Source organism: Phytomonospora endophytica (assembly GCF_014202425.1).
Classification (GTDB): Bacteria; Actinomycetota; Actinomycetes; order Mycobacteriales; family Micromonosporaceae; genus Phytomonospora; species Phytomonospora endophytica.
On sequence record NZ_JACHGT010000009.1, the window covers coordinates 88,312 to 106,357 of the forward strand.

General features: G+C 70.4%; 16 protein-coding genes. 7 read left to right on the forward strand and 9 right to left on the reverse strand.

Features of this window, described 5'->3' with window-relative positions:
* Nucleotides 1-235: 235 nt before the first annotated feature.
* The 3 genes from HNR73_RS21120 to HNR73_RS21130 form a co-directional block, all read right to left on the reverse strand.
* Nucleotides 236-1,192 carry an inositol-3-phosphate synthase gene (locus HNR73_RS21120; protein WP_184789295.1) on the reverse strand — a complete coding sequence of 319 codons (957 nt, stop codon included), beginning with the start codon at nt 1,190-1,192 and terminating at the stop codon, nt 236-238.
* Nucleotides 1,189-1,977, reverse strand: coding sequence for an SAM-dependent methyltransferase (locus HNR73_RS21125; RefSeq protein ID WP_184789296.1), 789 nt, complete (start codon nt 1,975-1,977; stop codon nt 1,189-1,191). The genes HNR73_RS21120 and HNR73_RS21125 overlap by 4 nt, the downstream gene beginning before the upstream one ends.
* A 123-nt stretch (nt 1,978-2,100) precedes the next feature.
* Nucleotides 2,101-3,093: an NAD(P)/FAD-dependent oxidoreductase gene (locus HNR73_RS21130; RefSeq protein WP_184789297.1), complete on the reverse strand. Its 993-nt coding sequence runs from the start codon at nt 3,091-3,093 to the stop codon at nt 2,101-2,103.
* Between the two features lie 116 nt (nt 3,094-3,209).
* Here HNR73_RS21130 and HNR73_RS21135 point away from each other — a divergent pair, with 116 nt between their 5' ends.
* From HNR73_RS21135 to HNR73_RS21160, 6 genes are all read left to right on the forward strand, one after another.
* On the forward strand, nt 3,210-3,638 hold the full coding sequence (locus HNR73_RS21135) for a DUF6210 family protein (protein WP_184789298.1): 429 nt from the start codon (nt 3,210-3,212) through the stop codon (nt 3,636-3,638).
* Nucleotides 3,639-3,804: 166 nt separating this feature from the next.
* Nucleotides 3,805-5,097: an RNA 5'-3' helicase PhoH2 gene (gene phoH2 / locus HNR73_RS21140; protein ID WP_184789299.1), complete on the forward strand. Its 1,293-nt coding sequence runs from the start codon at nt 3,805-3,807 to the stop codon at nt 5,095-5,097.
* 89 nt (nt 5,098-5,186) lie between these two features.
* Nucleotides 5,187-5,849 (forward strand): aggregation-promoting factor C-terminal-like domain-containing protein, encoded by a 663-nt coding sequence (locus tag HNR73_RS21145; protein ID WP_184789300.1) that lies wholly within the window; start codon nt 5,187-5,189, stop codon nt 5,847-5,849.
* A 182-nt stretch (nt 5,850-6,031) separates the two neighbouring features.
* Nucleotides 6,032-6,697 (forward strand): aggregation-promoting factor C-terminal-like domain-containing protein, encoded by a 666-nt coding sequence (locus HNR73_RS21150; protein ID WP_184789301.1) that lies wholly within the window; start codon nt 6,032-6,034, stop codon nt 6,695-6,697.
* Nucleotides 6,698-6,985: 288 nt separating this feature from the next.
* Nucleotides 6,986-7,978 carry a trypsin-like serine peptidase gene (locus HNR73_RS21155; RefSeq protein WP_184789302.1) on the forward strand — a complete coding sequence of 331 codons (993 nt, stop codon included), beginning with the start codon at nt 6,986-6,988 and terminating at the stop codon, nt 7,976-7,978.
* Between the two features lie 71 nt (nt 7,979-8,049).
* Nucleotides 8,050-8,382, forward strand: coding sequence for a carboxypeptidase-like regulatory domain-containing protein (locus tag HNR73_RS21160; RefSeq protein ID WP_184789303.1), 333 nt, complete (start codon nt 8,050-8,052; stop codon nt 8,380-8,382).
* 121 nt (nt 8,383-8,503) lie between these two features.
* Here HNR73_RS21160 and HNR73_RS39995 read toward each other — a convergent pair whose 3' ends face one another.
* From HNR73_RS39995 to HNR73_RS21180, 4 genes are all read right to left on the reverse strand, one after another.
* Nucleotides 8,504-9,184 carry an aggregation-promoting factor C-terminal-like domain-containing protein gene (locus HNR73_RS39995; RefSeq protein WP_239122050.1) on the reverse strand — a complete coding sequence of 227 codons (681 nt, stop codon included), beginning with the start codon at nt 9,182-9,184 and terminating at the stop codon, nt 8,504-8,506.
* A gap of 1,353 nt (nt 9,185-10,537) precedes the next feature.
* Nucleotides 10,538-11,320 carry an isoprenyl transferase gene (locus HNR73_RS21170; protein ID WP_184789304.1) on the reverse strand — a complete coding sequence of 261 codons (783 nt, stop codon included), beginning with the start codon at nt 11,318-11,320 and terminating at the stop codon, nt 10,538-10,540.
* Nucleotides 11,321-11,341: 21 nt separating this feature from the next.
* Nucleotides 11,342-13,177: a phosphoenolpyruvate carboxykinase (GTP) gene (locus tag HNR73_RS21175; RefSeq protein ID WP_184789305.1), complete on the reverse strand. Its 1,836-nt coding sequence runs from the start codon at nt 13,175-13,177 to the stop codon at nt 11,342-11,344.
* Nucleotides 13,178-13,416: 239 nt separating this feature from the next.
* Entirely contained in the window at nt 13,417-14,286 is an 870-nt protein-coding gene (locus HNR73_RS21180; RefSeq protein WP_184789306.1) for a DMT family transporter, read from the reverse strand.
* 187 nt (nt 14,287-14,473) lie between these two features.
* Between HNR73_RS21180 and HNR73_RS21185 the strand changes: the two genes are divergently transcribed.
* Nucleotides 14,474-14,899, forward strand: a complete 426-nt coding sequence (locus HNR73_RS21185; protein ID WP_184789307.1) for a hypothetical protein — start codon at nt 14,474-14,476, stop codon at nt 14,897-14,899.
* A gap of 195 nt (nt 14,900-15,094) precedes the next feature.
* Here HNR73_RS21185 and abmR read toward each other — a convergent pair whose 3' ends face one another.
* Both abmR and HNR73_RS21195 read right to left on the reverse strand, forming a co-directional pair.
* Nucleotides 15,095-15,676 (reverse strand): ATP-binding transcription factor AbmR, encoded by a 582-nt coding sequence (abmR, locus tag HNR73_RS21190; protein WP_239122052.1) that lies wholly within the window; start codon nt 15,674-15,676, stop codon nt 15,095-15,097.
* 105 nt (nt 15,677-15,781) lie between these two features.
* On the reverse strand, nt 15,782-17,959 hold the full coding sequence (locus HNR73_RS21195) for an asparagine synthase-related protein (protein WP_184789308.1): 2,178 nt from the start codon (nt 17,957-17,959) through the stop codon (nt 15,782-15,784).
* Nucleotides 17,960-18,046: the final 87 nt, after the last annotated feature.

Consider the following 18,046-nt stretch of genomic DNA (forward strand, 5'->3'; position numbering starts at 1 on the left):
TTCTGGAATTACCGTACGGCGCCAGGGCAACGGGCGAATCCCGGGAACGTGCCACCACTTGCACGAACGCCGGTCACATTACGCTTTCGCGCCCGGAGCGCAAAGGACCGCAGGCGTGACCGCGAGCGTTGTTGGTGAGAATGTCACGATTTCGAGACCGCGCCGTGATCCGGGCGCGGGTTGCCTGGTGAGCGGGGTTGTCGGGCGGTGACCGGTGGTCACCGCGAAGGGCGGGTCAGCCGGCCGTACCGGGTGGGGACTTGAGCAACGGCGCCGCCGCCTCGACGTGCCCGCCGCGTCCGGCGCGCAGGGCCCCGGCCGCCATGCGCAGCAGGTCGATCACGACCCCGGCGCCGCCGCTGGCGTCGTGGACCTTGAGCTTGACGTCGAGGCTGACCGGGGCCTCGGCCCAGCCGCGCGCCTCGATGTTGAGGTAGGCGGCCTTCTGCGAGCCGAGCTGCGCGAGGTACCCGATCGGTGCCATCTCGACGCGTTCGGCGGTCGACCGCTCGGAGGTGACGGCGTTGAGTTTGGAGCGCGTCTTGCTCTCGCCGTTGCCGGCGAGGTTACGGATGTCCTCGGTCCCACCGACGGTGATCTGGTACGACCCGTCGAGGGTGAGACCGCGCTCTTCCAGCAGCCGCAGCAGCGCCCGGTGCACGATCGACGCGCCGAGCTGGGCGGAGAGGTCGTCCCCCAGCAGCGGGAGACCGGCGGCCTCGAAGCGCGCCATCAGTTCCGGGTCGCGGGCGACGGCGTCGGAGGTCGTGTTGACGAAGGCCGCACCGGCCCGCAGCGCGGCCTCGGCGTAGGCGCGGGCCACGTCGGGCCGTCCCGAGGGCGCGGCGTAGAGCAGAACCTCGGCGCCGGCGAGCGCGGCGGCGACGCGGTCGGTCTCGCTCGCGTCGGACAGTCCCTTCTGGACGGTCACGCCGGTTGGCGGCGGGTCGGTGCCGACGCGGGGGTAGTTGTTGGGCGGCATGAGGATCGCCTCGGCGAGGTCGGTGCCGACCTTGGCCGCCGACATGGCGAAGGCCGCGACGATGTCGATGTCGCCGACACCGAAGCCGTCGAGGACGGGACGGCCGATGCCGACCGTGCTGCCGGTGGCGCGGTAGTGCGCGATGCCCTGCAGCAGTGCGGAAACACCGTTGCCGACGCCGATGACGGCGACTTTCGCTCTGTCGATCACGCGGTGAGGCTACCGTCCGGGCCGTGCTTGCGGGCGGTGACGAGGGCGAAGCCGAGGTGTTCGCCGCCGTCGGCGGTGAGCATGTCGATGACGGGTCCGTTGGCGGCTTCGCCGTCGGGCCGCTGTTCGGCGCAGGCCCGGGCCCACAGGAGCCAGTCCTGCCAGCCGTCGGTCTGCCGCCGGGCCGAGGTGACGGTGACCAGTTCGGTGATCTCCCATTGGAAGCGCCACCATTCCGGGGTGTGCCAGGCGATGGCCTCCCAGCCGACGAGGTCTTTGACGTGGGCGGGGATGGCGCCGAGTTCGCGGACTTCGCGGGTGAGGGCGGGTGTGGCGACGCCGAGTTGCCCGCCGGGCCGCAGGAAGCGGGCGAGGTAGGGGAGGTAGCCGTCGGCGGTGCCGAAGTACTCGAAGGCGTCGATGCTGATGATCGCGTCGAAGCTCTCGGACTCGAAGGGCAGGACGTGCGCCTCGGTGTGAACGGCCTCGACCTTGTCGGCGACACCGGCCTCGGCGAAGACCGCCGCCGCGTCTTCGGCGGTGATCCACCAGTCGGCGGCCACGACGTCGACGCCGTATTCGCGGGCCAGGAACACCGAGGTGGCGCCCTTGCCGGAGCCGAGGTCGAGCACGCGCATGCCGGGGCGCAGGTCGAGGTCGGCGGCGAGGTCTTCGAGGAGCCAGAGCGGGTGGGGGCCCATGTCGAGGCCGAGGAGCCAGGCGGGGTCGTAGGTCGACGAGCGCGGGTAGCGGTCGGGACGGTGGAGTGCGTCGATCGCGGTCATGCCGGTGAGCCAAGCGGGGACGGCGGTTCACGGCAACCCGGTTTCGGGGCGGTCCGGCCTCGGTGAGCGGCCGCGGCGGTCGGCGGCGACCGGCCGCCGGGCAGCGTGTCGAGACCGAGCCGGCTAGCCCGCGTCCGAGGAGTGTCCGGGGAACAGGTGGGCCGAGGGGTCGATGACCACGGCCGCGTTGTTCACCGCGGTCGCCGCCTCGCCGAAACCGGTCGCGATCAGGCGGACCTTCCCGGCGTACTCGGTGATGTCGCCGGCGGCGAAGACGCGCGGGAGGTTCGTCGCCATGGACGGGTCGACGAGCACGTGCCGCTTGTCGAGCTCCAGGCCCCACTCGGTGAGCGGGCCGAGGTCGGCGACGAAGCCCAGAGCCGCCACGATCGTGTCGGCCGGGAGCGACCGCGGGCCGTCCTCGCCTTTCACGACGACCTCCACACCGGTCACGCGTTCACCCCCGTGCAGGGCTGTGACCTGCGCGTTCACCACGATCGGGACGTCGAGGGCGGTCACGCGGTCGACGGTGTGGGCGTGCGCGCGGAACTTGTCGCGCCGGTGCACGATCGTCACGCTGCGGGCGATGGGGTGCAGGGCGAGCGCCCAGTCGAAGGCCGAGTCGCCTCCGCCGACGACCACGACGTCCTCGTCGGCGTGCACGGCGAGCTGAGGCACGAAGTAGACGATCCCTTCGCCCTCGAAGCCGTCGGCGGCGGGGAGCGGGCGGGAGGTGAAGCTGCCGATGCCGCTGGTGATGAGGACGGCGCCGCAGCCGAGCGTGCTCCCGTCGTCCATGGTCAGGCGCGGGAGCTCACCGTCGTAGGAGATGCGTTCAGCACGTCTGCCGAGGATGTAGCGCGGGTTGAAGGGCGCGGCCTGTTTGACGAGGTTCTCGACGAGGTCGCGGCCGCGGATCTCGGGGAAACCGGCCACGTCGAAGATCATTTTCTCCGGGTACATGGCCGTGATCTGGCCGCCGGGCTCGGGCAGCGCGTCGATCAGGGTCACCGAGAGGCCGCGGAAGCCGGCGTAGTAGGCCGCGAACAGGCCGGTGGGACCGGCTCCGATGATCGCGATGTCGGTCGTGTCGGGGTGTCCGGAATCGTGCGTCATGGCACTCACCGCCGTGTAGAGGCTGGGCTCGTGGTTCGACGGTATCCGAGATGGACGTACGGTTAAAGGCCGAAACGCCCCTTGAGCCGGGCGGCCGGCGGGGGGAGACTGCCGCTATGCCTTCGACCCGCTACGTCTTCCTCGATCCGATCGGCGCGAGCACCGGCGGATGGCTGTCGGTCATCATGAGCGCCCCGACCGGCGTCGTCTACCAGACCCAGTACGGCGGCACCGCGTGCCGCCCCGGCGCCGCCGAGGGCTTCCTCGTCCCGATCTTCGGGGAGGAGCCCGACGAGGGCCTCCGCGACCTCTTCGAACTCCATTTCCAGGGCGCGGGCACCCGCGGCCACGACTGGGACGACGCCGAACTGAACCGCCTGCGGCGGCTGGTCGGCGAGGTCGAGTACTGGTCCTGCGACGGCCGCGACGAGACCTCGCACCCCCTCGTCCTCGACGAACGTCTCCTCCACGAGGTCGACGAGGCGTGGATCCCGGTGTCCACTCCCGACGGTCCGGGGATCCTCACCTGGATGAACTCCGACTGACGGGTGAACGACACGCCGGGGCATCGAGCCTGGTGAAAGTCCTGGCGCGGGTTGACCACTCCCCGATTGATCCCGCGTCAATCTGGTGCATCCAGTGAAAACGCGGCTACCTTCAAGGTCACGGGTGAGCTCTCCCGGCTCGCCCCCGGCTTCGTGGGAGCTGATCGTGACGACACCTCGCACGTTCGTTCTGGACACCTCGGTCCTGCTCAGTGACCCCTCCGCCTTCCGGCGGTTCGCCGAGCACACCGTCGTGCTCCCGCTCGTGGTGATCTCCGAGCTCGAAGGCAAGCGCCACCACCCCGAACTCGGCTGGTTCGCGCGCCAGTCGCTGCGCCTGCTCGACGAGCTGCGCATCGAGCACGGGCGCCTCGACCAGCCCCTGCCGGTCAACGACGTCGGCGGCACGGTGTGGGTCGAGCTGAACCACGCCGACGCCTCGGTCCTCCCGCACGGCTTCCGCATCGACGCCAACGACCACCGGATCCTCGCCGTGGCGCTCGGGCTGGCCGCCGACGGCGCCGACGTCCGGCTCGTCACCAAGGACATGGCCCTGCGCGTCAAGGCCGCATCGGTCGGGCTTCCCGCCGAGGAGTACCGCCACGAACAGGCCAGCGACCCGACCTGGTCGGGCATGGCCGAACTGCCGATCAGCGACGAGGACATGTCGGCGCTCTACGCCGGCGACGCCGTGTCCCTTGTGGACGCGTCGGAGCTTCCCTGCCACACGGGCCTGGTCCTCACCGGCAACAAGGGTTCCGCGCTCGCCCGCGTCCGACCCGACAAGACGATCTCCCTGGTCCGCGGCGACCGTGAGGCCTTCGGCATCCACGGCCGCTCCGCCGAGCAGCGCGTCGCCCTCGACCTCCTCCTCGACGACTCGATCGGCATCGTCTCCCTCGGCGGCCGGGCCGGTACGGGGAAGTCGGCGCTCGCCCTGTGCGCGGGGCTGGAGCAGGTCCTGGAACGCAACCGCCACAAGAAGGTCATGATCTTCCGGCCGCTGTACGCCGTCGGCGGGCAGGAGCTGGGTTACCTGCCGGGCACCGAGGCGGAGAAGATGTCGCCGTGGGCGCAGGCCGTCTTCGACACCCTCGGCGCGGTCACCAACGACAACGTCCTCGAAGAGGTCCTGGAGCGCGGGATGCTCGAAGTCCTGCCCCTGACCCACATCCGCGGCCGTTCGCTGCACGACGCGTTCGTGATCGTCGACGAGGCCCAGTCGCTGGAGCGGGGCGTGCTGCTGACCGTCCTGTCGCGCATCGGGGCCGGCTCGCGGGTCGTGCTGACCCACGACGTCGCGCAGCGCGACAACCTCCGCGTCGGCCGCCACGACGGCGTCAGCGCCGTCGTCGACGCCCTCAAGGGACATCCGCTGTTCGCGCACGTGACCCTGACACGTTCGGAGCGTTCCGAGATCGCCGAAGTCGTCACCGATCTGCTGGAGGATCTGCCTTAGCGTCGGCGCGCGCGGGCCGGGCTTTACTTCCCGCCGGGAATCCGGCAGGGTGAGGCCCGGCCCGCGTCGCCGGACGAAAGGACGAACGCGTGTTGGTTGCGTTGACGCGCATCGGCGCCCGAAGTTTCGCCGTTCTGCTGCTGTTCGCCGGCGTCGCCGCGGGCATCAATCTCGGACTGGCCGGCGGTGGGCACGACGACCGCGACACCCGCGAGGCCGCCGCCGACACCGCCCGTGCCGAGGACCAAGAGGGCACGACGCGCGACTGGTGGCGGGAGTACTCCGAGTCGGCGGCCGACGCCGACGCCGAGGACAAGGCCACCGAGCTCACCAAGATCGTCGGTGAGCAGGCCAGCAGCGCCGACGAGGAGTACGAGCGCCGCAAGGAGGAGAAGGAGAACGCGATCCCCGGCATCGATCCCGGTGAGATCCCCGATGACTGCGACGAGTACTCCGGCAACCGCGCCATCGGCTGCGCGCTCCTGCTCAAGGAGGGCTTCGGACTCGACCAGATGCCTTGCCTCGACAAGCTCTGGGACCACGAGAGCGGCTGGAACGAGCACGCCACGAACTCCGGGTCGGGCGCCTACGGCATCCCGCAGGCCTATCCGGGCGACAAGATGGCGTCGAGCGGTTCGGACTGGCAGACCAACCCCGCGACCCAGATCGACTGGGGCCTCGGCTACATCAAGGGCCGCTACGGCGATCCGTGCGGCGCGTGGGAGAACTTCGTCAACAACGGCTCCTACTGACGGGTGATTTGGGCGGTGGACCCTCCACCGCCCTTTTCGTGCCCCGGTAGAGTTCCCCTGTTTGGGCCGTCGGGCTTTACAACCCTCCGGGGATCCGGCAGGGTGAGGCCCGGCCAGTGACCGCAGTCCCGTCATTTTCTGGGACGCGGCTCGCGAATGTCGCCGGATGAAAGGACCAACGCGTGCTGCGTACGCTGACGCGCATCGGCTGCCGAACCTTCGCCGTTCTCCTGCTCTTCGCCGGCGTCGCCGCCGGAATCCAGCTCGGCCTCGCGCCGGGCGGAGGGCACGACGACCGCGACACCCGCGAAACCGCCGCCGACTCCGCCCGCGCCGAGGACCAGGAGCGCACCACGCGCGACTGGTGGCGCGAATACGCCGAGTCGGCCGCGGACTCCGACGCCGAGGACAAGGCCGAGGAACTCACCAAGATCGTCGGCGAACAGGCCACCACCGCCGACGAGGAGTACGAGCGCCGCAAGGAGGAGAAGGAGAACGAGATCCCGGGCGTCGACCCGGGCGAGATCCCCGACGACTGCGACGAGTACTCCGGCAACCGCGCCGTCGGCTGCACCCTGCTCCTCAAGGAGGGGTTCGGCCTCGACCAGATGCCGTGCCTGGACAAGTTGTGGGACAAGGAAAGCGGCTGGAACGAGAAGGCCTACAACTCCGGTTCCGGAGCCTATGGCATCCCGCAGGCCCTGCCCGGGGACAAGATGGCGTCGAGCGGGTCGGACTGGGAGTCGAACGCGGCCACCCAGATCGACTGGGGACTCGGCTACATCAAGGGCCGCTACGGCGATCCCTGCGGAGCGTGGACGCACTCGGTGAACAACGGGTGGTATTAGGCCGCCGACGCGGCGCCCCGATGGGCGCCATCTGAGAAAAACGCGCGAAAGGGCGGTGGAGTCTTCCTCCACCGCCCTCATCGTGTTCTCGGGGGCACTGTCCACAAAGGCCGTCAAGGTGTCGGATCAAGGACACTCGGCTCGCATTCCGTGATAGCCGGACAACTCTGGGATCCGGATGCGCCGGGGGGCGATGACGCTTCGAGATCACCACGAGACTCGACGTCGAGATTTTCTGCTTCGCGTCCCGCGTGTTCACTTCCAACCCACGCAAAGCAGGAGTGCGAAATGCTCAAGCACGTTCGCATGAGGGGGACGATCCTGATCGGCGCGGTAGTCGCCGTTTTAGTGCTCACCCTCTCCCCGCAGGCCGCCGCCGATCCGGCCGCCACCGGTCTGCGGAGCCCGTCGGCGCCGACCTCGCCCGACGGCCGCACCGTCGATCCGGCCGTTCTGGCCCGACAGATAGACGCCACGGTCGCCAAGGCCGAGGCACCATCACCGAAGGGCGCCGCCTCCGACGGCGCCGACCACCGTTCGGTCGCGGTCCAGGAAGGCATGATCGGACCGATGTCGCCGCCCGGGATCTCGTCGCTCATCGGGACCGACGACCGGTACGCGACCAACCCCGCCAACTGGTGGCCCGCCAGTTCGACGGTCTACTTCACCAGGACCGTGGGCGCCTCGATCAACCGCTGGTGCACCGGCTGGCTGATCAACGCCAACACGGTCATCACCGCGGGCCACTGCGTCCACACCGGAGGCTCGGGCGGATCCTGGTACACGGCGGCGGAGTTCACCGCCTGGCCGGGACGCTATGGGAACAGCACCCCGTACGGGTCGTGCTCGGTCTCCCAGATCCACTCGGTCGTCGGCTGGACGGTCAACAACAACCTTGAGTACGACTACGGTGCCATGAAGCTCAACTGCAACGTCGGAACGACCACCGGGACCTTCGGTTTCATGTGGCAGGCCGCCTCACTCGACGGCACGACCACCTACAACCGCGGGTACAGCCAGGACAAGGGCTTCGGTGAGCAGTGGGCCAGCTACGACCAGATCCGCGCGTCGCAGACGCGGCGGCTGTTCTACCAGCACGACACTGTCGGCGGTAACAGCGGCGGACCGGTCTACACCTACAGCAACGCGAGCTGCGGGCCGTGCGGCGTCGCCGTGCACGCCTACGGCACCGGGGGCGCGGCTCCCGGCGCGACCAACAACAGCGGGACGCGCATCACCGAGGGCGTCTTCAACAACTTCATCTACTGGGAAGGCCTGTAAGCAGGCCACGGCCGCCGGCGGACGGAGGACCCCGTCCGCCGGCGGCTCCTCGCGGCATCGGAAGGGCGCTCATGTCGGACTCCATGGCCTTCGAACCCGAACGCCCGGCACCGGACTCGGGCGCGGGCCCCTGCACGGTCCTGGTGACGGTCACGGCGCCCGACGGCAGACCGCTGGCCGACGTCGGCGTGGAGGTTCGTGCCATCGGCATGGACACGCCCTGGACCGTCGCCATGGATCTCCCCCGCACGACCGATCTCGCCGGGCACTACGCCTGGTCGGGGCTCCCGGCCGGGGAGTACGCCTTCGCGGTACGCGTGCCGGGGCGGAGGAAGTCGCAGCCGCGCCGGGTACGGCTGGAGGGTGGGGAGACGCGGGCGGTGGTGTTCACGGTGGAGGGGTGACGCAGTCGCGCCGAGATCCGGGGCAAGCGACGTTACGGACCTGTGCCCGCACCGCCGTCCACCGACGACAAAACCGGCCCGCCCCCTTCCGGGGACGAGCCGGTCACGGCACGAGTACGCCCTAGTACCAGTTGTTCGCCTGCCAGAAGCCCCAGGCGCCGCAGGGCGAGTCGTACCGCCCCTTGATGTAGCCGAGGCCCCACTTGACCTGCGTGGCCGGGTTCGTCGCCCAGTCGTCGCCCTCGCTGCCCATCTTGCTGCCGGGCAGGGCCTGCGGGATGCCGTAGGCACCCGACGACGGGTTCTCCGCCTTGTGGTTCCAGCCGCTCTCGTGGTCCCAGAGCGTGTTCAGGCAGCTCCACTGGTCCATGCCGAAGCCCTCGTCGAGCATCACGGCACAACCGATCGCGCGGTTGCCCGACAAGTGGTCACAGTCGGCCGGGACGTCGACCTTCGGGCCCGAACCGGAACCCGTCGAGGTCTCCCGCTCGGTCTCCTTCGGCTCGTCCGTCGGCTTCTCCGGCTTCGGAGTCTTGTCCGGCGACGGCGTCGGGGACGAAGGCGTCGCCGACGGCGCGGTCCGGTCGGTGCCGCGCGCGGCCTCGTCGTCGATACGGCGACTCGACGAGTCACCCGCGAACGAGGAAGCGGGCGTCGGCTCACCACCCGACACCACACCCAGCAGGGCGGCGCCGACGACGAGCAGGCCGACGGCCCCGAGGCTCACGAACCGGAGCCGACCCGGCGCGGTGAACCTCGCCAGACGTTCGCGGTCGAAGATGCGCTTGAGCTTGTCGCGCACGTTAGCGGTCCTTCCATAGGGAGCTGGGCCAGCCAGGGACCATTCCCGAAGACGAAAGGACGACTACTCACCGGCACGAGGTGACCATGACGAAACTCACTGCAACCGGAGACAAGCGGAATCCGACATGTCGGTAGTGCCCGGGAGGAAGGTTCAAAGCGATGCCGGAAGCGGGGTGACGGAAGTCATCGAACAGGAGTTCGGTGACGGGAGACACTCGGCCGGTTTCGGCGGCGCCCGGGTTTTGGGCGGCGCGGACGAAACCGCCTGAAAGGTAGGGGATCGGGCTGTGCTTGTTTGGGCGGCGCGGACGGGGCCGGCTTGCGGGTGTGGGATCGGGCTGCGGCCCGCCGCCGGTGCCGGGTCCCCGGCGTGGGCGCCTCGGCGGAGGCGGGCTCGCGAAGCGAGACTCGCCCGTGGTGAGACTGCTGCGGCCGGGGTCCCGGCGTGCGGGAGCAGACGAGCAGGTCCCCGACCTGGGCGGGTGAGCTTGAAGGGCCTGTGCTTGTTTGGGCGGCGCGAACGAAACCGCCTTTGCGGCATGGGATCGGGCTGCGGCCCGCCGCCGGTGCCGGGTTCCCGGCGTGGGTGCGTCGGTGAAGCCGGACTCGGCGTGCGGTCGGCGCACGGGAGCCGCGAGCGGGTTCCCGGCGCGGGCGGGCTCGCGAAGCGAGACTCGCCCGCGCTGAGACTGCTGCGGCCGGGGTCCCGGCGTGCGGGAGCCACTGAGCGAGGCTCGCCCACGTGAGGTCGCTGCGGTCGGGGTCTCGGCGGGGGCGGGTCGCGCAGCGGGGATGCTCAGGCTTGTGGGCAGCGTTCGGCGGCGGGTGGGCGCGCGAAAAACGCACTCCCCCGCCGCCCCCAAAGGGGCCCCAAAAATCACGATACGGGCGAGGTGTGACAGAACGTGATGTAAGAATCGCTCGCGAGCCGGAGCCGGAGCCGGAGCCGGAGCCGGAGCCGGAGCCGGAGCCGGAGCCGGAGCCGCGAAGATTGTGGCCGGGGTCCGATCAGAGTGTGCGGCCACCTTAGAAGTGCGCCCAGAGTCGGCCAAGCGTGCGGGCGGCCAGCGTCGAGACTGCGCCCAGAGCCGATCAAGCGTGGGCGGATGACGCCGAGCGCCGGAGACCGGAGTGCGCGGCCGACCCTGCGTGAGGTTCGCGCGAGCGGGTCACGAGGCGAGGTTCCCGCCCGCGCGATCGGCGCACGGCAGGCGCGCCGCGAGCAAGAGTCCTGCCCGCCGGACCCGGACCCAAACCCAGACCCAAACCCCGACCCGGACCCGGACCCGGATCGGACCGAACCAGACCGGTGCGGCCACAAAGACCAAGCCCAGCCCGCGAGCCCTCTCCCCTACGTCCCGAACCGCCGCTGCCGGTTCGCGTAGGACCGCAGCGCCCGCAAGAAGTCCGCGTGCCGGAAATCCGGCCAGTTCGCGTCGAAGAAGAAGTACTCCGCGTACTCCGACTGCCACATCAAGAACCCCGACATCCGCTGCTCGCCGCTCGTGCGGATCACCAGATCGGGATCCGGCTGCCCCTTCGTGTACAGGTGCTCGGCGATGTGGTGCACGTCCACGATCTCCGCCAGTTCCTCAAGCGAAGTCCCCGACTGCGCGTGCTGGTGCAACAGCGACCGAACCGCGTCCGCGATCTCCCGGCGTCCCCCGTAACAGATCGCCAGGTTCACCTGCGCGCCACCGTTGCGCGTCCGCGTCCGCTCCTCCGCCGCCTTCAACGCCCCCAAGTGCTGCGGCGGCAGCAGATCGATCGCGCCGATCATGTTCAGCCGCCACGGCTGACCGTCCTCGGCGAGTTCCGTCGCCAGATCCTCGATGATCTGCAGCAGCGGGTCGAGCTCGGCCGCCGGGCGCGACAGGTTGTCCGTCGACAGCAGCCAGATCGTGATGTGCCCGACGCCCATGTCATCGCACCATCGCAGGAACTGCTTGATGCGCTCGGCGCCGACCCGGTGACCGTCGTTGGGATTGATATAGCCCATCTCGCGGGCCCAGCGGCGGTTTCCGTCGACCATGACCCCGATGTGCCGAGGGAGCGGCTTGCCGGCGAGCTTGCCGGCGAGCCGCCTCTCGTAGACCCGGAGGAATACCTTGTAGATCAGATCTTTCAACCACACGGGTCTGAGCCTAGTCGCGGTTTATTCCACGCCAAGTCGGGCCTTCAGGGCATCGAGCTCCGCCCACAGCACACCGGGGAGTTTGTCCCCGAACTTCTCGAACCACTCCTGGACCAGCGGGATCTCCGCGCGCCACTCCTCGACGTCGACGTTGAGGACCGCGTCGAGCGAGGCCGCGTCGAGATCGAGGCCGTCGGTGTCGAGCGACTCGGGCGTCGGCACGAAGCCGATCGGCGTCTCGACCGCCTCCGCGCGCCCTTCGAGACGCTCCACGACCCACTTGAGGACGCGGCTGTTCTCGCCGAACCCGGGCCACAGGAACTTGCCGTCGTCGTCGCGGCGGAACCAGTTCACGTAGAAGATCGCGGGCATCTTGGAGGAGTCTCCGCCGTTGGCGCCCTTGCCCATCTCGATCCAGTGCCGGAAGTAGTCGGCGCCGTTGTAGCCGATGAACGGCAGCATCGCCATCGGGTCGCGGCGGACCACGCCGACCTTCCCGACCGCGGCGGCCGTCGTCTCCGACGACAGGGTCGCGCCGAAGTACACGCCGTGCGCCCAGTCGCGCGACTGTGTGACCAGCGGGATCGTCGAGGCGCGGCGGCCACCGAACAGGATCGCCGAGATCGGCACGCCCTTCGGGTCCTCATACTCGTCGGCGAGGATCGGGCACTGCTGGATCGGCGTGCAGAAACGGCTGTTCGGGTGGCTGGAGGGCCCTTCCGAGTCGGGCGTCCAGTCCTTGCCGTGCCAGTCGGTGAGGTGCGCGGGCGGCTCGCCCATGCCCTCCCACCAGATGTCGCCGTCGTCGGTGAGCGCGACGTTGGTGAACAGCGAGTTGCCCTTGTCGATGGCGCGCATCGCGTTCGGGTTGGTCTTCCAGTCGGTGCCCGGGGCGACACCGAACAGGCCGTACTCGGGGTTGACGGCGTACAGGCGGCCGTCCTCACCGAAGCGCATCCACGCGATGTCGTCGCCGAGGGTCTCGACCTTCCAGCCCGGGATGGTCGGCTCGACCATCGCCAGGTTGGTCTTCCCGCACGCCGAGGGGAAGGCCGCGGCGATGTAGCGGACCTCGTCTCGCGGGCTGGTGAGCTTCAGGATGAGCATGTGCTCGGCGAGCCAGCCCTCGTCGCGGCCCATCACCGAGGCGATGCGCAGCGAGTAGCACTTCTTGCCCAGCAGCGAGTTGCCGCCGTAGCCGGAGCCGAAGGACCAGATCTCGCGGCTCTCCGGGAAGTGCGAGATGTACTTGGTCTCGCTGCACGGCCACGCGGTGTCGGCCTGGCCCTCGTCGAGGGGCGCGCCGACGGAGTGGAGCGCGGGCACGTAGACGGCGTCGTCGCCCATGGCGTCGAGAACGTGCGAGCCCATGCGGGTCATGATGCGCATGCTGAGGGCGACGTAGGCGGAGTCGGTGATCTCGACCCCGTACATCGGGTTCTCCGCGGTGAGCGGGCCCATGCAGAACGGGATGACGTACATGGTGCGACCGCGCATCGAGCCGCGGTACAGCTCCGTCATCGTCTGCTTCATCTCGGCCGGCGCCATCCAGTTGTTGGTGGGTCCGGCGTCGGCCTCGTCGACCGAGCAGATGTAGGTGCGCTCCTCGACGCGCGCGACGTCGCTGGGGTCGGTGCGGGCCCAGAACGAGTTGGGCTTGTACTCGTCGTTGAGGCGCACCAGCGTGCCCGACGCGACGAGCTCGTCGGTCAGGCGGCGCCACTCTTCGTCGGAACCGTCGCACCAGACGACGCGCTCGGGGGTGGTGAGTTCAGCGACCTCGCGCACCCAGGCGGTCAGTCGGCTGTGGTTGGTCGGTGGATTTTCCAGCCCGGGGACCATGACCGGAACGCTCATCGTCGCCTCTCCTCGTGGTTCACGTCTGACCGAAGAACCGCAGGTGACGCTGCGGATTCGTGGGAATGACCTCAGCGTAAGCCCAGGATTTGGGACCGCACCAGGGAGAGCTTGTGAAAGAGTGCACAAAGTTGCACGCGGCGGCGGACGTGTGCGCAGACGCGCAATCGCGCGCGGAAAGTGCCACACGTTCGCGCATCCGTCGCGCGTATTTCAGGCCCTTGAAAGATCTTGCAGGCTCACGCGCGCGCGAGGGCGAGCGCGATAACCCCACCGAGCACCACGATCGCACCCGCGATCCGACGTGAAGCACCCTTTTCGCGCAGGACGAGCCAGCCGAGGACGCTGCCGACGACGATGCTCAGCTCGCGGGCGGGCGCCACGAGGCTGACGTCGGCGTAGCGGTAGGCGAAGAGCACGAGGATGTAGGCGAGCGGGGCCAGGGTGCCGACGACGAGCACCGGGGTCCGGTGTTCGCGCCACACGCGACGGACCTCGTCGCGGCGGCGGAGGGCGTAGGGCGACAGCACGCTCGTGCGCACGACGTTGCTGACCCAGTCGAAGATGAACGGTGAGATGGCCAGGGGGCCGACCGCCCACGCGTCGAAGACGGTGTAGGTCGCGATGACCAGGCCGGTGGCGACGCCGTAGAGCACGCCGGCGGCGACCTTGCCGGTCCCGTCGCCTTTCTGGCTGAACCCGATGATGAGGATGCCGCCGACGACGCAGGCCGCGCCGACCAGTCCGATGGGGCCGGGGCGTTCACCGAAGAAGAACATCGCCAGCAGCACCGAGAGGGCGGGCCCGGTGCCGCGCGCGAGGGGGTAGACGACGGTCATGTCGCCGTGCCGGTAGCCGCGCTGGAGGAGCGAGAAGTAGCCGAGGTGGATCAGCGCGCTGCCGATGAGGGCGACGGGCACCCAGGGTGTCCAATGTGGAGGGCTGAGGACGAGGGCCGTCGCGCCGATGGGCAGGTAGATGACGGTGGAGACGCCGGCGTTGAGCCAGATGAAGACCACTCCGCCGTCGGAGGCGCGTTTGGCGTAGAGGTTCCACACCGCGTGACATAGGGCCGCGCAGAGGACGAGCAAGATCGCGAGTGGGTGCACGTGGCGTGACCCTAATACCAAGACCGGGGAAACGTTCAGTCCAATTCCCGCGCACCGGGACGGGCGAGACGGCCGTCACTTCGCGGGCCGCCGAGTCCACTGTGGGCGGAAAGAGGCCGAAACGTTACCGTGCCCGCGGGCGCGTGGATCCTACGATCGCCTTTCGGCCGCCTTGAGGGAGAAGCAGTTGACTACACGGTTCCGCCTTTTCGCCGTCACCGGCGCCTGCGCCCTCGCGTTGACGTTGAGCGCCTGCGGGAGCGACGGCGGCGACAGGAGCACGGCCGACCCGCGCGGGGAGGGCTCGGGGTCTTCGGCTCCGGCCGACGAGGAGCTGCCCGCCGACGTCGCGCTCTTCGAAGGGCGCTGGATCAGCAAGGGCAAAGACCTGACCTGCGACGCCGCCGGGAACTGCACCTACTCCGAGGACGGCGGCGAGGTGTACACCGGGACGATGACTCCGCTGGCCGAGGGAGTGTTCTCGCTGGAGATGACCATCGAGGGCGGCGGGCGGATGCTGTCGCTGACGGTCTCGCCGACGCCGAACGGCGCGGGGATCGAGGTCCGGGCGGGGGAAGGCGAGATCGTGCTGTACAGCAAGGACGAGGGCTGAGCGGGCGTCGGGCTCTCCGCCTTCGTGAAATGTCACCGCTCGTCCGTATCGTGATTTTCGGGGCCCCTTTGGGGCGTGCGAGGGGACCGCGCGTTTCGCTCGGCCGCCCGTCGCTGACGGCGGCGCCGGCCGCCGCCCCCGCTCGCTCGACGGCATGAGTGGAGACGGCGGGCCCACTCCCCCGCCGCCATCGACTCAGGTGATGTCGGGACCCTGGCGGCGCAGGGCGTCGACGGTCGTCATCGCCTCGCGCAGCTCGGCGAGCCACGAGTCGGCGTGCTCGCCGACGAGCCGCACGCACCAGCTCAGCGCGTCCGAGCGCGAGCGTGCGACACCGGAGTCGACGAGCGTGTCGAGGACCCAGCGCTCGGGCTGACGCAGGCGCGTCATCACCGGGACGGTCATGTGCGTGAAGATCTCGCGCGTCGAGCCGCAGGAGGCCCCCCAGCTGGCCTTGCGGCGGAAGCGGTGGGTGATCTGCTGCGAGATCTGGATGCGCTGCTCGCGGGTGCCCTCGCGGAAGCGCGAGATGCGGCCCTCCTCGGCGGCGGCGCGGTCGGCGTCGGTGGCGTCGTCGTCGACGGTCGGCTCGGCGAGCCGCCCGATGATGATCATCTCGTCACGGTCGGCGAGGACCTCGGGCACGCCGACGAACCAGTCGTCGGGGACGCGCGCGCTGATCCAGCTGGCGGCGTCGTCGGTCGGCGGCAGGTCGGCGTACTGCCAGCCACCGGACGGGGTCCACATTCCGGTCCACTCGGGGTTCTGATGCTGCATGGTCTTCCTCCCTTACGCCGAAACACCGTATCGGCGATTACAGCGTTACACGGTTTACGGCGTAGCGCCATCCACGCGGGTGTGATTCAGGGTCATCTCAGGGTTCTAGCGGGCGTTCTGCCGCTCTTGCACCATTACGCACAGCGGCGTCGACGCGTCCCGGGCGCCGAGCGGGTCGTCGGCGAGCAGCGCGGCGACGGTCTCCTCGCCGGGCGCGGCGGAGCGGTCGAAGACCGTGCGGCCGAGGACGGCGCCGGATCCGGTCACCAGGTAGCAGCCGCCGAAGTTCTTCGCGATCGCCGAGGGCAGTTTCGCGGCGATCTCGGCGGTCAGCTGCGAGCTGAGCCGGCCGGGCTGGCGCGGCGGGGCCAGTACACCGACGTCGAGCGGCGCCGGAGCGCCCTCGGCGGGGCCGCGCAGGGAGCGGACCGCCACCGACCCGAGCGTGCGGTCGAACCACTCCGGCCGTCGCAGGAGACGACCGCAGGCACCGGCGATCGTCGCGCGCAGCACCCGGCCGCGCCCGACGTCCTTCATGGCGACCTGCGTGCACCACTCGTCGGCGCTGGTGAGGTTGGCGGCCAGGCGCGCGAGCCGCCCGGGCCTGATCTCCCACATGGGCGTGCAGCGGCCCTGCGCGACGGCGGCGGCCCGTGCCGAGACGAACACGTACCAGGCCTGGCGAGTGCCCTCGACCCGCCGGTCGCCGCCCATGACCTCGCCGACGTACCAGGCCACGGCGTCGATGAAGCCCGCCGTGCCGTCGCCGGGCCCGAACCAGCGCGTGTGGACCGGGTGCCGCTGCCAGGTCACGCCGCCGCGGACGGTCCGGCTGCGCGGCAGGCGCTGACGCGGCACGGCGACGGCGGGGTGATGCGCCCGCAACCACAGTTCGACGACGTACAGCCGCCAGAACAGGGCCGCCTCCTCCTCGACGCGCGGTGCCGGGACACGACCGTTGAGCAGGGCGGCGAAGGTCCGCAGGACACGACGCTGGTTCACCCAGGGCCGCGATGCGAACAGCGGCGAGGTGAACACCCGGTAGGCGTGCTCCCGGGCGGTGATCAGCAGGGTCCGCAGCGGAACGGGGACGCGGACCTCGTCGGCCAGGCGCGGCGCCGGGTCCGGCAGCGTCGCCCGGACGAACGCGCCGAGCTCGCAGCGCAGCCCCTCCCCCGCCCCGGCGACGTCGGGGAAGGGAGTGCGGATCCCGACGCCGAAACGCGCCGAGACGCGGTCCACGAGACGCGACAGGTGGCCGGGCCGGGTCGCGCGGGCGTCCTCGGTCGACAGCAGCCGCTCGGCGCCCGCGGCGTCGAGGAGGACGTCGACCTCCCCGGCGGCCGCGCGGGCGCTCGCCCACAGGATGTAGGCGGCCGGGTCGGGCATGGGTTCGCCGAGGTCGCGGACGAAGTCGGGCATGCCGGCGGCGAAGGCGGCGGCGTCGAAGGGCAGCGCGCGGTGCCGGTAGGTCTTCTCGTCGAGGGCGCGCAGGACCGTGGCGGCGTAGGTCTGCTCGTCGTCGGACTCGCCCTCGTAGGCGGCGGTGTACACGGGGACGGCGACGACGGGCGCGTCGAGGTCGGCGGCGTACTCGGCCTGCGCGTCGATCGCCGCGCCGAGCAGGGCCGCGCCGGGCAGGCCCTGGGCGAGGCGGACGCCGACGCGGTCGCCGCGCGCCGACCAGCGCAGCGCGACCGGGACGGGCGCGTAGGCCGTCGCCTGGAGCGAGCGGGACGCGGTGACCTCGACGCCGTCGGCGCGGGCCTCCAGGATCTGGTTGGGCAGGACGCGGCGGATCCCGGCGAAGAAGGTGGCCGGGCCGTCGTCGCAGGCGCCGGTGTCGAGGAAGCGGTCCAGGACGTCCCGGTCGGGCGTCGGCGGGATCCCCGCCGACAGCAGCGCGGCGGGCTCGGAGCCGACGAGGACGGTGCCGTCGTCGAGACGGGCGTAGTAGAGGCTCGGTCCGTCGCCGTTGCGCACGAGGAGGAGCGCGCGGCGCACCGGGTCGGCGAGGATCAAGGCGTAGGGGTGCGGGGAGCCGAGCAGTGCGGTGACGCCCTCGTCGAGGTAGCGGGCGAGGAGCGAGGCGGTCTCGACGACGCCGTCGGCGACCGCGGCGAGGCCTTCGGCCTTGTGCACCGTCGGCAGTTCCGCGCGGGCGACGACGCCGATGCCGCGTTCGTGCCAGGACGAGTGGTCGGCGCCGCGCGCGGCGAGGCCCCCGGACAGCGCGGATAGGACGGATCGGGACGCCTCAAGGCAGGCGGCGATTCCAGGCATGTGCGTACCCCCAGGCAGACGGCTGCGCGCGGTCCGCTCGCGCTCGATCGTCGTGCGACGACCGATCGTAGTCGTTCGCTACCTCAA